14 protein-coding genes and 1 pseudogene are annotated in these 19,637 nt (G+C 73.2%); 7 read left to right on the forward strand and 8 right to left on the reverse strand.

Features of this window, described 5'->3' with window-relative positions; all coding sequences use genetic code 11:
* Positions 1 to 58: 58 nt before the first annotated feature.
* Positions 59 to 1,411 (forward strand): hypothetical protein, encoded by a 1,353-nt coding sequence (locus tag HD593_RS37290; protein WP_185106612.1) that lies wholly within the window; start codon positions 59 to 61, stop codon positions 1,409 to 1,411.
* Here HD593_RS37290 and HD593_RS37295 read toward each other — a convergent pair.
* The gene (locus tag HD593_RS37295) at positions 1,377 to 2,162 is read right to left on the reverse strand and encodes a class I SAM-dependent methyltransferase (RefSeq protein WP_185106613.1); all 786 of its coding nucleotides are present in this window, start codon (positions 2,160 to 2,162) and stop codon (positions 1,377 to 1,379) included. The genes HD593_RS37290 and HD593_RS37295 overlap by 35 nt on opposite strands.
* A 147-nt stretch (positions 2,163 to 2,309) precedes the next feature.
* On the opposite strand from HD593_RS37295, the gene HD593_RS37300 reads away from it, so the two are divergent.
* The 4 genes from HD593_RS37300 to HD593_RS37315 all read left to right on the forward strand — a co-directional run bounded on the left by HD593_RS37300 (position 2,310) and on the right by HD593_RS37315 (position 5,121).
* Positions 2,310 to 3,347 carry a hypothetical protein gene (locus HD593_RS37300; protein WP_246546914.1) on the forward strand — a complete coding sequence of 346 codons (1,038 nt, stop codon included), beginning with the start codon at positions 2,310 to 2,312 and terminating at the stop codon, positions 3,345 to 3,347.
* Positions 3,344 to 3,961, forward strand: coding sequence for a hypothetical protein (locus tag HD593_RS37305; RefSeq protein WP_185106614.1), 618 nt, complete (start codon positions 3,344 to 3,346; stop codon positions 3,959 to 3,961). The genes HD593_RS37300 and HD593_RS37305 overlap by 4 nt, the downstream gene beginning before the upstream one ends.
* Before the next feature lie 10 nt (positions 3,962 to 3,971).
* On the forward strand, positions 3,972 to 4,772 hold the full coding sequence (locus HD593_RS37310) for an inositol monophosphatase family protein (protein WP_185106615.1): 801 nt from the start codon (positions 3,972 to 3,974) through the stop codon (positions 4,770 to 4,772).
* 106 nt (positions 4,773 to 4,878) lie between these two features.
* A complete protein-coding gene (locus HD593_RS37315) occupies positions 4,879 to 5,121 on the forward strand; it encodes a hypothetical protein (protein WP_185106616.1) in 243 nt (80 codons plus the stop codon).
* A gap of 21 nt (positions 5,122 to 5,142) precedes the next feature.
* Here HD593_RS37315 and HD593_RS37320 read toward each other — a convergent pair whose 3' ends face one another.
* On the reverse strand, positions 5,143 to 6,315 hold the full coding sequence (locus HD593_RS37320) for an SLC13 family permease (RefSeq protein WP_312903970.1): 1,173 nt from the start codon (positions 6,313 to 6,315) through the stop codon (positions 5,143 to 5,145).
* A gap of 46 nt (positions 6,316 to 6,361) precedes the next feature.
* Between HD593_RS37320 and HD593_RS37325 the strand changes: the two genes are divergently transcribed.
* Positions 6,362 to 11,929: a TIR domain-containing protein gene (locus HD593_RS37325; RefSeq protein WP_185106618.1), complete on the forward strand. Its 5,568-nt coding sequence runs from the start codon at positions 6,362 to 6,364 to the stop codon at positions 11,927 to 11,929.
* Here HD593_RS37325 and HD593_RS37330 read toward each other — a convergent pair.
* A complete protein-coding gene (locus HD593_RS37330) occupies positions 11,926 to 13,314 on the reverse strand; it encodes a glycoside hydrolase family 43 protein (RefSeq protein ID WP_185106619.1) in 1,389 nt (462 codons plus the stop codon). The genes HD593_RS37325 and HD593_RS37330 overlap by 4 nt on opposite strands.
* 77 nt (positions 13,315 to 13,391) lie before the next feature.
* On the reverse strand, positions 13,392 to 13,994 hold the full coding sequence (gene coaE, locus HD593_RS37335; protein WP_185106620.1) for a dephospho-CoA kinase: 603 nt from the start codon (positions 13,992 to 13,994) through the stop codon (positions 13,392 to 13,394).
* Positions 13,995 to 14,028: 34 nt separating this feature from the next.
* On the opposite strand from coaE, the pseudogene HD593_RS65590 reads away from it, so the two are divergent.
* A pseudogene (locus tag HD593_RS65590) lies at positions 14,029 to 14,340 on the forward strand (Clp protease N-terminal domain-containing protein); the annotation flags it as partial.
* A 265-nt stretch (positions 14,341 to 14,605) separates the two neighbouring features.
* Here HD593_RS65590 and HD593_RS37340 read toward each other — a convergent pair.
* The 4 genes from HD593_RS37340 to rpsA form a co-directional block, all read right to left on the reverse strand.
* A complete protein-coding gene (locus tag HD593_RS37340) occupies positions 14,606 to 15,076 on the reverse strand; it encodes a GNAT family N-acetyltransferase (protein ID WP_185112366.1) in 471 nt (156 codons plus the stop codon).
* A gap of 13 nt (positions 15,077 to 15,089) precedes the next feature.
* Complete coding sequence (locus HD593_RS37345) at positions 15,090 to 16,634, reverse strand: alpha/beta hydrolase (RefSeq protein ID WP_185106621.1); 1,545 nt, start codon at positions 16,632 to 16,634, stop codon at positions 15,090 to 15,092.
* Between the two features lie 116 nt (positions 16,635 to 16,750).
* Positions 16,751 to 17,884, reverse strand: a complete 1,134-nt coding sequence (locus tag HD593_RS37350; RefSeq protein WP_185106622.1) for an epoxide hydrolase family protein — start codon at positions 17,882 to 17,884, stop codon at positions 16,751 to 16,753.
* Between the two features lie 140 nt (positions 17,885 to 18,024).
* A complete protein-coding gene (gene rpsA / locus HD593_RS37355; RefSeq protein WP_185106623.1) occupies positions 18,025 to 19,506 on the reverse strand; it encodes a 30S ribosomal protein S1 in 1,482 nt (493 codons plus the stop codon).
* Positions 19,507 to 19,637: the final 131 nt, after the last annotated feature.

Genomic DNA, 19,637 nt, shown 5'->3' on the forward strand with positions numbered 1-19,637 from the left:
GGGCGGGCGGCCCGCCGCCCGCCATCACCTGTCGGTCCGGCCCGCTAGGGTGCCGATCGTGTCCTGGAGATCACGATTATGGTGGGCCGCCGCGCTCGCGCTGAGCGTGGCGGGTGCGGCGTACGTCGCGGCGGGGCCGGCGGGCGGGTTCGCGTTCTTCGGTTACGGCGGGTTCTGTCCCGGCCGCGAGTTCTACCTGTTCGAGCTGAGCCGGGTGTGGTCCGTCGCCTTCGCGGTGCCGCTCCTCGGCTACGCCGGCGCGCCCCTGCTGGTCCTCGGCTTCGCCGCCTGCTGGCTGGGCACGCGCAGGGGGCGGCCCGGGCTCGGCCGGGTGCTCGCGCGGGTCATGGCCACCGTGGTGCTGGTCGTGTACGGCACGGGCCCGCTGGCCTTCGCCGTGGATCTGGCCATCGACCGGGCCTGCACCGGGGCGTGGGGCGGGCTCGCGGGGCTGTGGTTCTTCCTCGGCCCGGCCCTGGCGCCCGTGCTCGCCGCGCTGTGCGCGTTCACGGCCGTGCGCCTGCCCCGCCACCGGCTGCGCAGGCTGGTCTCGGGACGCCGCTTCCGGCGCGGAGCGGCCGTCGTGCTGGGCGTGGCCCTGCTGGGGCTCGCCCCGGCGGCCGACCTGGCGTCGGGCCCCATCAGGCCCTTGGTGTGCGAGCCTGCCTACCCCTACGCCAAGACCGTGCCGACGGGCGAGAACGCCTTCCTGTGCGGCGCCCGCCAGGGCGCGCAATACCCCACACTCCCCGATCACCGGCTGCTCGCCTTCGGCCGCGAGCAGTGCGCCCGCTACCCGGGCACGACGGTGCACGCCGCGTTCCTGGCCCCCATCTGCCCGCCGGCCGCGGCCGACTGGCAGCGCGAGATCGACGCCGAGGAGGCCGAGTACGCCCGCGAGGAGGCCGAGAGCCAGGCCGAGTGCGACCGGTTCCGTCACAAGCCGCTGATCAAGCCGGTCCGGGTCGCCAGGATCCTCGAGTTCAGCGAGATCGGGCTGGAGGCGTACGAGGACCACGAGGACAGCGAGGACGACCCGGTCATGCACCATGACCTGGTGGGCAGCGCGACCGGAGTCCTGCGGATCGATCTCGCCGCCGACTACGAGCAGTGCGTCACCACCGAGACCTACCGGCGCCGCCCGCCCGTGGAGGTCAAGGGCTGGGACAAGGTGATCGAGGTCGGCTACCTCAGCCCCACGGGGGACTTCACGCTACGGGACCCGTTCGACTCGCCGGAGCTGCCCAACCTGGCGGTCGCGGGCAGGGGACACTACCGCGTGCGGGTGCACTACCGCGAGCCGGACTGGGAGGCGTGGACCCCGCAGCACCTGCTCGTCATGGTCTATCCGGGGCGCGGCGACGAGGTGATCGACCTCAAACGGACGCGACGGCCAGCAGGTGGCCGCTGACGCCCAGCAGCGACGGCTCGCACTCCAGGCGGCGGGCGGCGTCGAGCAGCAGCTCGCGCCGCCCGTCGTCGTCCAGCCAGTCGTTCACGTCGCCGTACAGCCAGAAGGCGCCCTCCAGGCCGTACCGGCGCGGCTCGGGCAGCCCCGCCTCGGTGAACTCCGTGAGGATCTCGTCGAGGCCGTGGGCGTACCCGCGGAAGCCGCCCTCCTTGGAGGAGATGAGCAGGCCCGTCTCCAGGGCCTCGTACTCGATGGCCGGCCGCCCCTCCTGGAGGAGGTAGCCGTGGTAGACGCTGTCGTGCAGGGCCGCGTACCGGGTGATGACGGCGGCGGCGACCAGCCCGCCGGGACGGGCGGCGCGGCGGGCCTCCGACAGCGCCCGCAGGCGGTCGGCGCGCTCGGGCAGGTGGTAGAGCGGGCCGAGCAGCAGCACCGCGTCGGCCTGCCCGCCGGGCACCGGCAGCGCCCTGGCGTCACCCAGGCGGGCGCGCACCCCCGGTAGCTTCGCGGCCTCCTCGACGTGCAGCGGCACCGGATCGACGAGCTCGACGTCGTAACCCTCGGCGGCCAGCCACTCGGCGTGCACGCCCGTGCCGCCGCCCACGTCGAGCACCCCCGCGGGCGCCGGCGGCAGTAAGCGGCGCAGCACGTCGCGGGTGCGCCAGTACTCCAGGCGGCCCCGGCCCTGCCGCAGGCGCGTCAGCTCGCCCCCGCGCTCGTAGTAACCCATGACGGCGGGATCCATGATCATGCCATCCGATCCTAGGATCGCCGCCGATCCGTACGCGAAGCAATATTGCGCGGCATCTTCCGCTAGCAGATCGTGTGCTGGCAGTCGCATGGCGCCGTCGTTACCATGACCTCGGGACTGATTGATCGTCGGACGGCGGGGCGAGCGATGGCACGGTTCATGGCGGCGTTGAAGAGGTCCGCCCCATGGGCGGCACGCAACGCGGACGGCGCCATCGCCCTGGGCCTGGCGATCGTGGTGGGCGTGCTCGGCATCATGCCCGACGAGATCTTCGGCCCGCAGGGCGACGAGATCCAGGGCCAGCTCGTGACCGCCGCGACCCTGGTGATCCTCGCGCTGGTGGCCACCGCGCTGCTGCGCGACCGCGCCCGGCAGGCCCCCGTCGAGAAGACGATCACCTCGGGGGCCCTGGCCGAGCTGCCCGTACGCCTGGCCCGCCTGGAGGAGATCGAGACCCTGGCCCACAGCACCCGCAGGGCACTCGACTCCCTGCAGCTCGTCAGGGTGCTGGGCAGCAGGCAGGAGATCGCGCACTCCCATGCCGAGGCCCGCAAGGACACCACCCGGTGGAGCTTCAAGGGCGGTACGGGCACCTACCTGCGGGCGGTCACCCTGCCCGAGTGCGTCGCCGCCGCGCGCAGGGACAAGCGGCACCTCAGGGTCAGCGTCGAGATCATCGACCCGGGCGACGTGGAGGTGTGCGAGACCTACGCCCACTACCGCCGCTCGCTGTCCGACGCCCCCGACGGCACCGGCGAGACGTGGACGACCGACCGGGCCAGGAAGGAGTCGTACGCGACCATCCTGGCCGCCTTCTGGCACCGCCAGCGCTACGGGCTGCTCGACATCGAGGTGGGCCTGTCCTCGACGATGACCACGTTCCGCTGGGACCTGTCCTCGACCCGGCTGATCATGACGGTCGAGGACCCGAACATGGCGATGACCGCGCTGGCCGACACGTTCTACTACGAGAACTGCGACACCGAGCTGCGGCTGAGCCTGGAGCAGGCGCGCCGGGTGCCGCTGGAGATGTACAAGAAGGTGCCGCTCGGCGACGAGCCCACCATCGAGGAGGTGCAGGAGCTGTTCGAGCGGATCGGGGTGCCCCTGCCCAAGTCGTACAACGGCCGCGACGTCGTCGACATCGCCCGCAAGGCCCTGCGCGCCGTGGACCCGTACTCATGAGCCTGCGCGGCGTGCACGAGGTGCTGCTCGCGGGGGAGGCCAGGGCGTGGGCGCTGGCGGAGCTGTCGCGGCCGGACCTGACGGCCGTACGCCACCCGCTCGGGTTCGTCTGCCTGCCGCTGGAGCGCGAGGGCGGCGAGGGGGTATGCCTGCATCTGTGGACCGACTCGCTCGCGCACGCCGAGAGCACCACCTCGCAGATCCACTGCCACAGCTGGGACCTGGTCAGCCACGTGCTCTACGGCCAGGTGCGCAACGTGCACGCCGTGGTCGACGACGCCTGCGACCATGCCACGCACCGCGTGTACGAGGTGGTCAGCGGTGCCGATGGCGACCGGATCTCGCCCACCTCCCGCACCGTGCGGCACACCACGGGCCTGGTGGAGGTCTTCGGCCCCGGCGACACCTACACGCTGGCCGCCGACCGCTTCCACAGCAGCGTGGTGCCCGAGGGCGGCGAGGCGGCCACGATCGCGCTCGGCCGCGGCCGGCCCGGCAGCCACGACCTGTCGCTCGGCCCACTGGCCGGCCGCTCCCACCACGTCTCCAGGCAGCCGCTGGACGCCGGGGAGCGGGCCCTGGCCATCCGCACCATCACCGCGCACCTGACCTGAGAGGGCACCGATGGACCTGGATCACGCTCGTACGGTCGCCGTCGAAGCCGCCGAGGCCGCGGGCGCCCTGCTCCGGGAGGGCACGCGGGGCGCGCTCGGCACCCGGGCCAAGGGGGAGGCCGGCGACGTGGTCACCGACCTGGACCTGGCCTCGGAGAAGCTGCTGCTGGAGCGGATCCTGACGGCGTACCCGTCGCACACGGTGATCGCCGAGGAGTCGGGGCTGGTCGGCGCGGCGGGCGGCGAGTGGACGTGGCTGGTCGACCCGCTCGACGGCACCAACAACGTGGCCATCGGGCTGCCGGCGTACGTGGTGGGCGTGGCGCTGTGCAGGGACGGGCTGCCGCTGCTGGGCGTGGTACACGACCCGGTCTCCCGCCAGACGTGGTCGGCCCTGCGGGGGAAGGGCGCGGTCGCCTCCTCGGGCATGCGCCTGGCGCCGCCGTACGCGCCGAGCCCGCACGGGCCGCTGCTGGCCTGGACCCAGGGGTACGGCATCGCCAGGGACGACGCCACCGTCCGGCGGCTGAAGACGGCGCTCGACCTCAACGCCCGCCGGGTGCTGCAACTCTGGGCTCCGCTGCTGGCCTGGGCGATGCTGGCGCGCGGCGACATCGACGGGATCGTGGGCTACCGGGCAGGGGTGGTGGACCTGCCGGCGGGGGCGCTGCTGGCGCAGGAGGCGGGCATCGAGATCCGTGGGCTGGACGGGGGCCCGTACGAGGAGTGCGTGGACGCTCCCGCCGACGAGCGCAGCTTCGTGGCCGCCCATCCGCGGGCCATGCCGGGGCTGCTGTCGTTCCTCCAGTGAGGAAAAATCCGCGGATGTTGTGTGTCGTTTGTCGATGAGTTCCGCCGCCGTTCGACGTCTATTTAGAGGGTGCCGAGAACGGCATCACCGCGGAGAGGAGCCCGACATGTTCACCACCACCGAGCTGGCCCAGGTGCTCTTCGTCACCACCCTCCAGCCGTCCGACGAGCTGTCCCCGTTCCGGATCCGCGAGGCCGTGGACGAGCGGCTGTGCGCGTGCGGCGGCGACCCGTCCTGGTGCGCGGCGTTCGTGGCGCAGGAGGCCGGCGACCACCCCGAGGCGTACGCGCGCCGGATGCGCTGGGCCCTGGACGCGGTCGCCTGCGCCTACGAGCCCGCCGCCGTCTGACCCGGCCTGAGCAAGCCCGGGTCAGCCGAACTCCACCAGCGCCCACACCGTGGCCAGCAGCCCGGCGACGGCCAGGCCGGCCCCGGTGAGCAGGAAGCGGCGCATCGGGACCCGGACGTCGTGGCGGCGGCACGACTCGAACCACAGCAGCGTGGCCAGCGAGGCCCACGGGGTGATCACGGGGCCGACGTTGGTGCCGGCCAGCAGGGCCAGCAGGCGGTCCTGGTCGGCGGCGGGGATGACGATCTCGACGGCCTTGTAGGCGGGCAGGTTGTTGATCAGGTTGGACAGCCCGGCGCCCACCGCGGCGGTGCGGTAGGGGTCGCCCTCCGTACCGATCATCCAGGTCATCAGCGCGGACAGGCCGTGGATGCTGAGCGTGGGCACGACCAGGAACAGGCCGGTCACGAAGATGACGAGCTGCCAGGGGATCAGGCTCCACGTCAGGCGCTCGCGGGCGCGCAGCACGAACGCGGCCAGCACGGTCGCGGCGGCCGCCGTGGCGGCGATCGCCACGTGCGTCTCCAGCAGCAGCAGGACGATGAACAGCAGGCACGCCGCCGACGCGGCGCCGAACAGCACGCGGTCGGCCACCGGCTCCAGCACCGGCGGGGTGTAGCGCAGGTCGCGCCGCTCACCGCGCCGCCAGTAGAACACCCACAGGAACACCATCGTCACCGCGATCGCGGCGGCCTGCGGCGCCCACATGCGGGCGGCGAACTCGGTGGCGTCCAGGCCGATCTTCCGCATGCCGAGCAGGTTCGTGAGGTTGGAGACCGGCAGCAGCAGGCTGGCGGTGTTGGCCAGCCAGATCGTGGTCATGGCCAGGGGGAGGGCGGCGATGCGGGCCCGTGGCGCCAGGGCGAGCATGACGGGGGTGAGCAGCACTGCCGTCGTGTCCAAGTTCAGAAATATCGTAACAAATGACGCAAAAGCGACACAAAGAAAGAACAGGGCGGCGTAATTGCCGCGCCCGAGGACCGCCATCCTGGCCGCGATGGCGTCGAAAACCTGCGCCTCCTTGGTGAGCTCGGCCAGCACGATGATCGCCACCAGGAAGACCAGCAACGGGCCGATCTCACCCAGGCTGGTGACCGCGTCGGCCCAGGGCAGCAGGCCGGCCGCCACGAAGACCAGACCGAGGACCAGCAGCCCGACCCTGATCCAGTCGAGCACGCCAAGACGCCGCCACACCCGAAGATGATCGCACACCGGCGGCGGGGCAAGGGATACTGAGCGAATGGCACGTGACGGCAGGCCGACCGACATCTTCGTCAGCTACTCCCCGGCCGACACAGCCTGGGCGACCTGGATCGCCTGGGAGCTGGAGGCGGCGGGCTACCGCACCATGATCCAGGCCTGGGACTTCGTGCCCGGCACCAACTTCATCGACTTCATGGACCGCGGCGTCAGCGAGGCGAAACTCGTCGTGGCCGTGCTCTCCCGCAACTACCTGGGCTCGCGCTACGGCCGCTTGGAGTGGCAGGCGGCGCTGCGGGCCGACCCCGACAACCCCTCCAACAAGCTCGTCACGATCAGGCTGGAGGACGTGCCCCTGGAGGGGCTGCTGTCCACCATCACCTGGGTCGACCTGCTGGGCGTCACCGATCCCGGCCAGGCCAGGGCGCTGCTGCTCGGCCGGGTCGGGGAGGCGCTGGCGGGCCGGGCCAAGCCCGAGGCCGCGCCCGCCTTCCCCGACGGCTCCGTCGTGCCACCGTCGCCGCCCGCGACCCTGCCCAGCCTGCCGCCGCCCGCCGAGCGGGCCAGGGCCAGGCGCGCCCCGGTCACGCCGCCCACGTTCCCCCCGGTGGCCGGCGAGAGCCGGGGCCGCGACTCGATCGGCGTGCTGCACATCGGCGGTCCCCGCTTCGGGCGCGCGCTGCCCGACCCCGGCGAGCCGTTCACGCCCGAGGACATGCAGGCCCGCATCTGGGCCGACCTGACCGCCCTGTACGACCGCGGCATGCCCCGCCCCGACCTCATGGTCGTCAGCGGCGACCTGACCGAGTCGGGCAGCCTGGGGCAGTACGCCCAGGCGACCCGGTTCGTGACCGACCTGCGGCTGCTGCTCGGCCTGGAGCCGCACCGGCTGGTGCTGCTGCCGGGGCCGCGCGACGTCACCAAGGCCGCCGCCAGCGCGTACTTCATGACCTGCGAGGCCGACGACGTGAGCCCGCAGCCGCCGTACTGGCCCAAGTGGCGCCACTTCGCCACCCTGTTCGGCGAGCTGTACCAGGGGCTGGACGACCGGGTGTTCGACGGCGGGCAGCCGTGGACGCTGTTCGAGGTACCCGATCTGAAGGTGGTCGTGGCAGGGCTGAACTCGACGATGGCGATGAGCCATCTGGAGCGCGACGCGTACGCGATGCTCGGGGAGGCGCAGGCGGCCTGGTTCGCCGAGCGGCTGCGGCCGTACGAGGAGCGCGGGTGGCTGCGCCTGGGCGCGATGGGGCACCCGCCGGAGGAGCTGACGGACGCGCCGGCGTTCGAGCGGCTGCTGGGGCACCGGCTCAACCTGCTCTTCCACGGCGGCACCGGGCAGGCGGCCGAGGGGCGCATCGGCGCGCCGCGCTCGGGGCGGCACCACCTCGTGGAGATCGGCCCCGACGGGCTGCGCACGTGGGTGCCCGACCAGGAGCGTCCCGAGCCGGTGCGCGTACGCTGGCGGGCCGCGCAGGCGACGTTCACCGGCGAGAGCCCGCCCGAGCAGCCGCCCGCCGCCAAGCCGGAGGAGCGCGTGCCGAGCCCCGTGGAGCTGCTGCTCGACCGGGTCACCGAGGTCTGCGAGGCCAGGCACGAGCGCGCCAAGATCCGCAGGTTCGACACGCATCTGGTGGTCACCCAGGCCGAGGACGGCTTCGTCCGCCAGACCATGATCGGCGCGCACGTGGGCGCGCTGGACGAGGAGGCGGTGGCCGGGTTCGTGCGGCAGGCGCACGCCGGCGGGCTGGCCGCCGAGCTGGTCTACCAGGGGCCGCCGGCGCCGCGCTCGCTGCGCGAGGACCTGATGCGGATGGGCGTGCGGCTGCGCAGCTTCACCGAGTTCCAGGGGCTGCTCGACCTGAGCGGCTACGTCGCCGAGCAGACCGCCAGGCTGACCTCCGACCGGCGTTACCCGCCCGCCCTGTACGTCCCGCAGCGCTACCGCGAGCTCGACCGCCCCGGCAGCCAGATCAGGCACGGCCTGACCGACGAGCTGATGCGGCTGCTGGCCGCCGACCACGGCCGGTTCCTGCTGCTGCTGGGCGACTTCGGCCACGGCAAGACGTTCGCGCTGCGCGAGCTGGCCCGGCGCATCCCGGCCGAGCTGCCGCACCTGACGCCGATCCTCATCGAGCTGCGCGCCCTGGACAAGGCGCACTCCGTGGACGCGCTGGTGGCGGCGCACCTGGCGGGCCACGGCGAGGAGGTCATCGACCTGAAGGCGTTCCGCTACCTGCTGCGGCAGGGGCGGATCGTGCTGCTGTTCGACGGGTTCGACGAGCTGGTGACCCGGCTGACCTACGACCGGGCGGCCGACCACCTGGCCACGCTGCTGGCGGCGGCCGACGACAAGGCGAAGATCGTGGTGGCCAGCCGTACCCAGCACTTCAAGTCGCACAGCCAGGTGCTCACCTCGCTCGGCGAGATGGTCGGGGTGCTGCCGCAGCGGCGGGTCCTCGGCGTCGAGGACTTCACGCCCGACCAGATCCGCTCCTACCTGGCCAACCGGTTCGGCGGCGGCGAGGAGGCCGGCGCCCGCATGTCGCTGATGGGGGAGATCCAGGACCTGCTGGCGCTGGCCCAGAACCCGCGCATGCTCAGCTTCATCGCCGACCTCGACGCCGACCGCCTGCGTACGGTCGCCGAGGCCCGCCACACCATCAGCCCCGCCCTGCTGTACGAGGAGATCCTCACCTCGTGGCTGGCCTTCGAGGAGCGGCGGGCCAGGGTCCCCGGCTCCCCCGCGGGCCTGAGCCTCGAGGAGCTGTGGCAGGTGGTGACGGCGCTGGCGGTGCGGCTGTGGGAGTCCGGCGAGGCGCTGCTGGCCCTGGACGAGCTGACCGAGATCGGCGAGACGCTGACCGGCCTGGCCGACGGCCGGCTCACCGCCGCGCACGCCGCCTTCCGCATGGGCTCGGGCAGCCTGCTGGTGCGTACCGACGAGGGCATGTTCGGGTTCATCCACGCCTCGGTCATGGAGTGGCTGGTCGCCCGGCGCATCGCCACGACGCTGGACCACCCGGTGCTGCTGGCGCGCCGGCCGCTGTCGGCGCTGACCGTGGAGTTCCTGTGCGACCTGGGCGACGTGCGGGCCTTGCGGGCGTGGGTCAACGACCCGCCCGCCGACGACGTGGCCAGGGCGAACGCGGTCAAGATCGCCGCCAGGCTGCGCACCCCCGCCCACGCCGACCTGCGCGGCGCCAGCCTGAAGGGCGAGGACCTGTCGGCGAGGGACCTGCGCGAGGTCGACCTCACCGGCGCCGACCTGTCGGAGGCCACGCTGGCCGGCACGAACCTGTCCAGGGCCACGCTGCGCGACGCCAGGCTGATCGGCGCGCGGCTCGACGGCGCCCAGCTCACCGGGGCAGACCTGCGCGGCGCCGACCTGTCGGGAGCACGGCTGGCGCAGGTGGACCTGAGCGACGCCGACGTCGAGGGCGCCCGCTGGCACCGGGCCTCGCTGATCGACGTGACCGGCACGCTGCCGCGCCTGCCCGGCGCCGCCGTGGTGCCGGGGCAGCCGGTCGAGGTGCAGTTCGCGCCGGCCGCCATCGGCGTCCCGTACGGCTACCACTTCCAGACCAGCCGCCTGCCCGAGCCGATCGACTACAGCCCCGACGGGGCCACGATCGCGGTCGGCAACGAGGACGGCGGCGTGCTGCTGTGCGCCGGCGGCGCTCCGGTGCGCACGCTCCAGGGCCACCGGGGCCGCGTGTACGCGGTGCGGTTCGCCGGCGACCTGCTGGCCACGGGCGCCGCCGACGGTTACGTGCTGCTGTGGGACGCGCTCAGCGGCGAGCTGCTGCGCAGGCTGGAAGGCCACCCCGGTGGCGTCTGGCCGCTGCGGCTGAGCCCGTCAGGCGACCTGGTGGCGGCGGGCGGCGGCGACGGCGTCGTCCGCGTGTGGGAGACGGCCACCGGGCGGCTCGCGCACGAGCTGGCCGGGCACCGGGCGCCCGTCTACACCGCGTCGTTCGGCGGCGCCGCGCTGGTGACCGGCGACTCCGCGGGCGTGGTGCGCGTCTGGGACCTCGGCACCGGGCAGGTGAAGGAGACGCTCGGCGAGCACCGCGGCAGCGTCTACCGCGCCGTGCACGGCCCCGGCGGGCGCCTGCTGGCCACCGGCGACGAGGCCGGCACGGTCAGGCTGTGGGACACCCGCACCTGGCGGCTCGTCCACGAGCTGGCCGGGCACCTGGGCAGCGTCTACTGCGTGGCGTTCTCGCCCGACGGCTCGCTGCTGGCCTCCGGAGACACGGCGGGCGGCGTACGCGTGTGGGAGACCTCGGGCGAGGCCCGCGGCGTGCACACCACGCACGCCGCGGCCGTCTACCAGGTTGCGTTCGGCCCCGACGGGCAGACCCTGGCCAGCGGCGACGCCAACGGCGTGGTGCGGGTGCAGCGGCTCGGCGCGGGCCAGCGGGTGGAGCTGACGGGGCACCGCAGCTCGGTCTGGCCGTTCGCGTTCAGCCCCGACGGCGGGCAGCTCGCCACCAGCAGCAACGACGGCACCGTGCGCCTGTGGGACCCGGAGACCGGCCAGTGCCAGCGGGTGCTGCGCGGCCACGGGCGGCGCATCTCCTCCGTCCGCTTCAGCGCCGACGGCACGATGCTGGCGACCAGCGGCAACGACGGCGTCGTACGGCTGTGGGAGCCGCGCACCGGGCGGCGGCTGCGCGAGTTCACCGGCACGGCCGACCGGCTGATCTCGGCCTCGTTCTCCCCCGCCGGGCCGGTGCTGGCCACCTCCAGCAACGACGGCGGCGTGCACTTCTGGAACGCCGCCACCGGCGACTACGAGCGCGAGCTGAACGCCGAGACCGACCACGTGTGGGCCGAGGCGTTCAGCCCCGACGGGAGCCTGCTGGCCACCGCCAACGACGACGACAGCGTGCGGATCTGGTACCGGCCGACGGGGCGGCTGGCGGGCGAGCTGCTGGGCCACCGGGGCCGGGTGCGCTCGATCGCGTTCAGCCCCGACGGCGCGTACGTGGCCACCGGCTGCGACGACCACGCGGTCCGCGTGTGGGAGGCGGGCACCGGCCTCCGGACGGCCAAGCTGGAAGGGCACAGCGACCGGGTCTACTCCGTCGCGTTCTCTCCCGACGGCCGCTTCCTGGCCAGTGCCGGCAACGACGGCAGGGCCCTGGTGTGGGAGCGGCCGTCCGGCCGCCTCGTGCACACGCTCGACGGGCACGAGGGGCGGCTGTGGAGCCTGGCGTTCGACGCCTCGGGCGAGCGCCTGGCGACCGGCGGCGACGACACGCTGGTACGCGTGTGGGAGACCGCCACCGGCCGCCTGCTGCACACGCTGGGCGGGCACGCCCGCAGGATCTGGTCGGTGGCCTTCAGCCCCGCCGAGGACCTCCTGGCCAGTGCCGGCGACGACGGCCTGGTGATCCTCTGGGCGGGCGGCGAGCGGCGGGCGACCCTGCTCGGGCTGCCCGAGGGGTGGGCGGCGCTGGCGCCCGACGGGCGGTACAAGGTGCACGGCGAGCCCGGCGGGCAGTTCTGGCACGTGGTGGGCATGTCGCGGTTCGAGCTGGGCGAGCTGGATCCGTACCTGCCGGGGGTGCGGCAGGTACCGCTCGACTCGCCCTTCTAGAACACCTCGATCCGGTCCATGCTGATCACCGTGCTGCCCGACGCGGGGTTGCGCTCGCCCGTCACCCGTACGCGCAGCGTGTGCTGCCCGCGCGGCAGGACGGGGCTCAGGTAGTTGAGCTGCTCGCCCACCCGGATGGCGCTGTAGTAGTCGACGCGCTGCTCGGGGCCGCCGTCGATGGAGATGGCGGCGATGCCGTTGCCCCGGTCGCGCACGCTGAGCAGGGCCACGCGGCTGCCGGTGAAGGTGACCGTCGCCGTCGCGCCGGCCTGGCCGCTCCAGTGGTCGTTGCTCCAGAAGCACTGGTTGCCGCAGCCGGAGCCGGACTGCCACGTGCCCGCGTACGTGACCTGCGCGTCGAAGTCGTTGATCACCGAGGTGGCGGCGCCCGGGTCGCCGGACGGGAGCTGCTGGGTGGCGCCGGCGGCCAGGGGACGGCCGAAGTTCGGCGTGCCGTCGGCGTTCCAGGTGAACTTCTGCACCCGGGTGGTGCGGAAGTCGTAGGTGTAGGTGCTGGTGTTCTTGCCGTGGTAGGCGATCCAGTCCTCGGCGCCGTCGGGCGAGCGGAAGAACGAGTGGTGCCCGGGGCCCCACACGCCCGTCGCGTCGTTGCGGGAGAACACCGGGCCCGGGTGCTGCCTCCAGTTCGCCGCCACCATCGGGTCGGCGCCGTTCGCGATGCTCTTCATCCAGAGCTGGTAGTCCGGCTTGCCGGTGTCGCAGGTGGAGTAGGTCAGGAACGTCCTGCCGTTGCGGTAGAGCGGGGTGGGGCCCTCGCGCACCTCGGTGCACCCGCCGTCCGCCGGGATGGCGACGCGGCCGCCGGTGACGGTCCACGGGTTGCTCATCCTGGCGATGTAGAGCTGGGCGGGGCCGCCCAGGCCGCGGCCCGGGCCGCTCCAGACGAAGTACTGCTGCCCGTTGTGGGTGATCGGCTCGCCGTCGATGGCGTACTCGCCGAAGTCGGCGATCCTGGCCTTGAACGAGTACGGGCCCATCGGGTCGTCGCCCGCCGACTCCAGGACGTACATGCGGTGGTTGGCGTCCACGCCGTCGGACGCCGTGTAGTAGAGGTACCAGCGCGAGCCGACGTGGCGGAAGGCGGGCGCCCACATCTGCTTGTTGCGGCTGTTGTCGCTGTCGCGCCAGACCACCTGCTCGGGGGCCGCCAGCAGGGTGGCGAGGCTGGGCGAGCGCCAGATGCCGATCCGGTCGCCGCGCGTGGTGGCCACGTAGTAGCTGCCGTTGTGGTGGAGCAGGCTGGGGTCGGCGGAGGGGTTCACCGGGTTGCGGAACGACTGCGCCGCACTCGCTTCCCCGGCCGGGACGAGCACGGTCATGGCGACGGTCAGAGCGGCGAGGGCGGCACGCCAGGGACGCGGCATGGGCGGTCCTTCCGGTGATCCTTCCGGGCGATCTTTCCGATCGTCACGGAAACCGGTCAGGCCGTCAACCCGCCGGTTCAGCCGCGGGCGGCGCGCCCGAGCAGCTCCTGCCAGACCTCCGCCACCCGCGCGTCCAGCTCCTCCAGCGAGCCGTCGTTCGGGATCACGAAGTCGGCCGCCGCCAGCCGTTCCTCGCGGGTCGCCTGGGCGGCGATGCGGGCCTTGGCGTCGGCCTCCGGCATGCCGCGGTGCTCGGCCAGCCGCCTGATGCGCAGGCCGTCGGGGGCGTCGACGACGATGACGACGTCGTACATGGGGGCCAGGTTGTTCTCCACCAGCAGCGGCACGTCGTAGACCAGGATGGTGTCGTCGGCGGCGGCCCGCTGCAGCTCCGCCACCCGCTCCCCGACGAGCGGGTGCACGATCGCGTTCAGCGCCGCCAGCCGCTCGGAGTCGGCGAACACCAGCGAGCCCAGCTTCTCCCTGTTGAGCGAGCCGTCCGGCCGGAGCACCTCCTCCCCGAACGTGGCCACCACCCGCGCCAGGCCCGGTGTGCCCGGCTCCACCACCTCACGCGCGATCTTGTCTGCGTCGATCACCATGGCGCCCGCGGCCGACAGCCGCCTGGCCACCTCGCTCTTGCCGGAGCCGATGCCGCCGGTCAGTCCGATCTTCAGCACGCCAGAAGCCTAGTCCAAGGTGCATCATCGGAGCATGGTGAGCTGGATCGTACGGGCCGCCCACGAGCAGGCGGCGGCCGCCGGCGACGACTGGGTGGGGCCGTGGCACGTCGTGCTCGCCCTGCTGAGCGGCGACTCTCTCGCCGCGAGGGTGCTGAACGAGGCCGGGCTGGACCACGAGCACGCCCTGGAGCTCCTGCCCCGTCACGGGCGGCCCGGGCACCACCGGGGCGGCGGTTTCGCCAATCCGGCCCTCCACAAGCTGTCGGGCATCGCGACCGGCCTGGCCCTGGCCGAGGGCGAGCGGGTGCCGTCGCCGGAGCACTGGCTGATCGCGCTGGCCCACGACACCGAGGTGGAGCGCGGGGCGACGCCGCTGCACCCGTTCGGGGTCTCGCCGGAGGAGGTGCTGGCGGGGCTGCGGCGCCACGGTGTGCGGGTGCCGCCGCTGGACGCGCCCGAGCACGTGCCGTGGCGCGGCAGGCACCAGATCGTGGTGCCCGCCGCCCGGCTGCAGGCCGTGCTCGACCGGCTGAACGCCGCGCATCCGGCCGGCTCGGAGTGGCGGTGGGGGTGGAACTGGGTGGACGATGACCTCGGCCGCGCCATGATCATCGCGGAGGAGGGGATCGATCTGGCGTCCTACGCAGGTACACCACCGTCAGGTGATCGTCCATCCGCTCGCGGCTCGTCTCCCGATAGCCCAGCCGGCGGTAGAGCCGCAGGTTCCCCTCCGACAGGTGGCCCGTGAACAGGTCGAACGCCTCGGCCTCCGGCAGCGCCTCGTGCAGGGCGCGCAGCAGGGCCGTGCCCACGCCCTGACCCTGCCGGTCGGGGGCGACGACCAGGCGGCCCACCAGGCAGGTGGCGCCGGACAGCCGGCCGCGTACGGCGCCGACGATCCGCGTGCCGTCGAGCGCCTTGAGCACCAGCGCGTCCTCGACGACCTTGCGCACCTGCTCCAGCGACTCGACGAGCGGCGGGATGTACGGATCGCCGTAGAGCTGGGCCTCGCTGAGGTAGGCCGCGCGCTGCAGGGTGAGGATCTCGCCCGCGTCCGCGGGCTCGGCTCGTTCGATCACCACCTGCGGCAGCCTATCTCACGGCCGTCAGCTCTCCGGGGCAGCGCGTACGGGCCCGGGGCGGGGTGCCGTTGACGAGGAAGTCGTGCACGCGGGAGCGCAGGCAGGTGGCGCGCAGCTTGGCGGTGCCCTGGTGCAGGTACGCGCCGTGCCCGTCCCCGTGCCGGAGCACCGCGGCCCCCGGGATCCGGCCGGCCACCCGTGCGGCGCCGGAGGCGGGGCTCTCGAGGTCCAGCCGCCCGATCCCGACCAGCACCGCCGGGCCCCTCACGGCCCGCGCCGCGGCGCCCGCGGACGGCTCTCCGCCGCCCCGCGCCGCCGTGGGGAGGCCGTTGCCGAGCGCGGCCGGGCGTGGTGGCCAGCTCGGGCGGCCCGTGATGCCCAGGCAGCGGCCGACCTCGTACCGGCCGGTCAGCCACCCGACCCGCGGCGCGAGCTCCCGCAGGCGCGACTCCATCGCCAGGAACCGCCGGTACCCGGGCACGGCGGGCATGAAGTCGTGGCAGTGCAGCGACCGCGTCACCGTCGCGGGGGCCACGGGCCGCCCGGGGGCCGCCATAGCCGCCAGCGCGCTCGCATCGCCCGCGTCGGCCGCCGACAGGGCCCGGGCCAGCTCGGGCCACCGCTGCGGAACGAGCCCGGCCAGCACGGCGACCACGATCCCCCGCGAGTCCAACGCCTGCCCGGGGGCGGCGGGCAGGGGAGCGCGTTCGAGCAGGCCGTCGAGGACCTTCACGGCGTCGTCCCCTCCGAGGGGACAGCCCAGCCGCCCCGCGCACCAGTCGCGGAAGGCGGTGAGCTGCCGCTCGGCCGCCCGCGCGTGCGCGATCAGCCGCCGCCCCACGCCGGGCTGCCCGTGGTCGGGCACCCCCTCCAGGTACATCCGCTCCACCCGCCTCGGGAACAGCTCCAGGTAGGCCTGCCCGAACACGGCCCCGTAGGCGTTCCCGAAGTACCGCAGCCGCGGCTGCCCGAGCGCGGCGCGTACGGCGTCGAGGTCGTGGGCCACCTGCCAGGACGTGAGGCCCGCGTAGGCGGGCCCGGCGGCGATCCGGCAGCTCCGGTCGTAGGCGGCGTTGTCGCGGGCGTGGGCCCGCCAGGCGGCCGGCCCGGGGGTGAGCTGGAGCCGGCGGGGGTCGGGCTGGGGCACCGAGCAGCGTACGGTGGCGGCGCTCCCCCGGTCACCGATCCCGCGCGGCTCGACGAACACCACGTCGAACCAGCGGGCCAGCTCGCTCACGGCGTCGGGCCGCGCCCGCACGCCCTGGACGGTGGACTCGGCGCCGGTGCTGACGACCAGCGGGCCGAGGCCGCGGGCCGGGTCCCGGGCGGGCATCCGCGCCAGGTCGATCTCGGTACGCGGCCCGCGCGGCCTGGCCCAGTCGACGGGCACGGACAACTTCGCGCACTCCAGCCCGTCCCCGCACCCCCACCACCCCACCTGGACCGGTGCCGGTACACCCGGGACGGAGGCGGAGACGGCCGCCGGAACGCCGGGTACGGAGGCACAGACCGCCGCCGCCAGCACGGCCGCCGCCCGGATCACCCGCTGAACCATGCCCAATGCGTCACCTCTGGGAGAGTCGCGACCACCAGCGCCGCCGCCCAGTTTCCCAGCGCCCGATCCCGCAGGTCAGGGCCTTGCAAAGTCCCTAGGTAAAATCTCCGCCCCGCTCACCGGATCATCCGGAAAAACTCCCGTATGCCCGTCACCAGCGTGCCGGGCGCCGCCAGTCCGATCAGGTGGCTGGGACTCTGCGCCTGCCCCCAGTACACGAGGTCGTTGTCCCGCTCGGCCAGCCGCCGCATCACCTCGGGCCCGCCGTGCGTCACCCCGGTGGGCACGGCGCGCTGGGAGATCGGCAGCCCGGCCGCCCCCTCGTAGTACGTCCAGGAGGACGAGCCGCCCGTCGCCGTGAACCAGTACAGGCTGGCGTTGGCGAGCACCAGGTCCCGCCCGACGGGCTCCTCCCCCGATCCCCACCCGTCGAACTCCTTGAACCTCTCCACCAGGTACGCGAGCTGTGCCACCGGCGAGTCGGCGAACCCGTACGCGAGCGTCTGCGGCCTGGCCGCCAGGTACGGCCCGTACCCGCTGCCCCCGGTCGTCCAGGCGGTCAGCTCCTCCAGCTCGGCCAGCTCCTTCTCGCCGAGCCCGTCCAGCTCGCCCGGCCGGCCCGTGGGGATGCCCAGCCCGGCGGTGATGAGCGAGCCCGCCACGTGCTCGCTGTCCAGCGCGGCCAGCTGCGGCGTGACGAGCGCGCCGGCGTCGTTGCCGTGCGCGCCGTACCGCTCGTACCCGAGCCCCCGCATGAGCTCCGCCCACGTACGCGCCACCCGCTCGATGCTCCACGGCCGCTCGTCGGCGGGCTCGGGGAACGGCGAGAACGCGAATCCGGGCAGCGACGGGGCCACGACGTGGAAGGCGACCGCGGGGTCGAGGCCGTGCGCGCGCGGGTCGGTGAGGGGGCCGATCACCTCCAGGTACTCGGCCACGGTGCTGGGCCAGCTGTGCGTCATGACCAGCGGCAGGGCGTCCGGCTCGGGCGAGCGCACGTGCAGGAAGTGGACCGGCTGCCCGTCGATGACGGTGGTGAACTGGGGGAAGGCGTTCAGCCTGGCCTCCTGGGCCCGCCAGTCGAACCCGTCGGCCCAGTACGCGGCCAGCTCGCGCAGGTACGCCACCGGCACGCCCCTGCTCCACCCGCCGGGCAGTTGCGCGGCCCATCTGGTGCGCCGCAGCCGGGCTCGCAGGTCGTCCAGGTCGGCCTGGGGAATGTCGACGCGGAAGGGCTTGATCTCGTTCATGCCTCCGAAGGTAGACGGCAATGCGGCAAGGATCGTTCCGCATTGGGCGGAGGAGCGGAGAATGCGGAAGGCCCCGCACGGCGAACCGTGCGGGGCCTCCCGACTACCTGTGCCTCAGGCGGCCGAAGTCCTGGCGGACCTCAGCTCTGGCCGCCCGCGAGCTTCTCGCGCAGAGCCGCGAGCGCCTCGTCAGAGGCGAGCGCGCCGCTGGCGGGAGCCGACGAGGAGCTGCCGGACTGGGCCGGCGTCTCGCCCTGGTAGGTCGAGGGAGCGGCCTCGCCGGCCTCCGCCTCGGCCTTGCGGGCCTCCTCGATCTGCTTCCTGTGGGCCTCGAAGCGCTGCTGGGCCTCGGCGTACTGCCGCTCCCACTCCTCACGCTGCTTGTCGAAGCCCTCGAGCCACTCGCCCGTCTCGGGGTCGAAGCCCTCGGGGTAGATGTAGTTGCCCTGGTCGTCGTAGGTGGCCGCCATGCCGTACAGCGTCGGGTCGAACTCGACCTCGGCGCCGACGCCCTCGTTGGCCTGCTTCAGCGAGAGGCTGATGCGGCGACGGTCGAGGTCGATGTCGATGATCTTCACGAAGATCTCGTCGCCGACCTGGACGACCTGCTCCGGGATCTCCACGTGGCGCTCGGCCAGCTCGGAGATGTGGACCAGGCCCTCGATGCCCTCCTCGACCCGGACGAACGCGCCGAACGGCACCAGCTTGGTGACGCGGCCCGGCACGACCTGGCCGATCTGGTGGGTGCGGGCGAACTGCTGCCACGGGTCTTCCTGGGTGGCCTTGAGCGACAGGGAGACGCGCTCGCGCTCCATGTCGACGTCGAGGACCTCGACCGTGACCTCCTGGCCGACCTCGACCACCTCGGACGGGTGGTCGATGTGCTTCCAGGACAGCTCGGACACGTGGACCAGACCGTCGACGCCGCCGAGGTCCACGAACGCACCGAAGTTGACGATCGAGGAGACGACGCCCTTGCGGACCTGGCCCTTCTGGAGGGTGTTGAGGAACGTCTGGCGAACCTCGGACTGCGTCTGCTCGAGCCAGGCGCGGCGCGACAGGACCACGTTGTTGCGGTTCTTGTCGAGCTCGATGATCTTCGCCTCGAGCTCACGGCCGACGTACGGCTGCAGATCGCGGACACGGCGCATCTCGACCAGGGACGCGGGGAGGAAGCCCCGCAGGCCGATGTCGAGGATGAGACCACCCTTGACGACCTCGATGACGGTGCCGGTGACGATGCCGTCCTCGTCCTTGATCTTCTCGATCGTGCCCCAGGCGCGCTCGTACTGAGCCCGCTTCTTGGACAGGATCAGGCGCCCTTCCTTGTCCTCCTTCTGGAGAACCAGGGCTTCGACGTGCTCCCCGACCTCCACGACGTCAGCGGGATCGACATCGTGCTTGATCGAAAGCTCACGCGAGGGGATGACACCCTCGGTCTTGTAGCCGATATCGAGAAGAACCTCGTCTCGATCGACCTTGACGACGGTGCCCTCGACGATGTCGCCGTCGTTGAAGTACTTGATGGTCTCGTCGATCGCCGCGAGGAAGGCTTCCTCGGACCCGATGTCGTTGACCGCTACCTGCGGGGTGCTCGAGGTGGCCTCAGTGCTGGACGTCATGTGTGGAATTGCTCCGAACGCGGACAGGATGTCGATGTGGCGGATGCGCGGCAGGCCCTCTTCCGCATCAAGCCGAGGAATTACGACATCGACGTGACCGAGCGCGAGCCCGCTCCGTCTGAGGCGCGCGC

The organism is Nonomuraea rubra, assembly GCF_014207985.1.
GTDB classification, from domain to species: domain Bacteria; phylum Actinomycetota; class Actinomycetes; order Streptosporangiales; family Streptosporangiaceae; genus Nonomuraea; species Nonomuraea rubra.

What these genes read in the sequence shown, in the direction of transcription:
- HD593_RS37295 (WP_185106613.1), bottom strand. Translation starts at nt 2,162, where the DNA reads ATGATCATGGATCCCGCCGTCATGGGTTACTACGAGCGCGGGGGCGAG.
- HD593_RS37300 (WP_246546914.1), top strand. Translation starts at nt 2,310, where the DNA reads ATGGCACGGTTCATGGCGGCGTTGAAGAGGTCCGCCCCATGGGCGGCA.
- HD593_RS37305 (WP_185106614.1), top strand. Translation starts at nt 3,344, where the DNA reads ATGAGCCTGCGCGGCGTGCACGAGGTGCTGCTCGCGGGGGAGGCCAGG.
- HD593_RS37310 (WP_185106615.1), top strand. Translation starts at nt 3,972, where the DNA reads ATGGACCTGGATCACGCTCGTACGGTCGCCGTCGAAGCCGCCGAGGCC.
- HD593_RS37315 (WP_185106616.1), top strand. Translation starts at nt 4,879, where the DNA reads ATGTTCACCACCACCGAGCTGGCCCAGGTGCTCTTCGTCACCACCCTC.
- HD593_RS37325 (WP_185106618.1), top strand. Translation starts at nt 6,362, where the DNA reads ATGGCACGTGACGGCAGGCCGACCGACATCTTCGTCAGCTACTCCCCG.
- HD593_RS37330 (WP_185106619.1), bottom strand. Translation starts at nt 13,314, where the DNA reads ATGCCGCGTCCCTGGCGTGCCGCCCTCGCCGCTCTGACCGTCGCCATG.
- HD593_RS37345 (WP_185106621.1), bottom strand. Translation starts at nt 16,634, where the DNA reads ATGGTTCAGCGGGTGATCCGGGCGGCGGCCGTGCTGGCGGCGGCGGTC.
- HD593_RS37350 (WP_185106622.1), bottom strand. Translation starts at nt 17,884, where the DNA reads ATGAACGAGATCAAGCCCTTCCGCGTCGACATTCCCCAGGCCGACCTG.
- rpsA (WP_185106623.1), bottom strand. Translation starts at nt 19,506, where the DNA reads ATGACGTCCAGCACTGAGGCCACCTCGAGCACCCCGCAGGTAGCGGTC.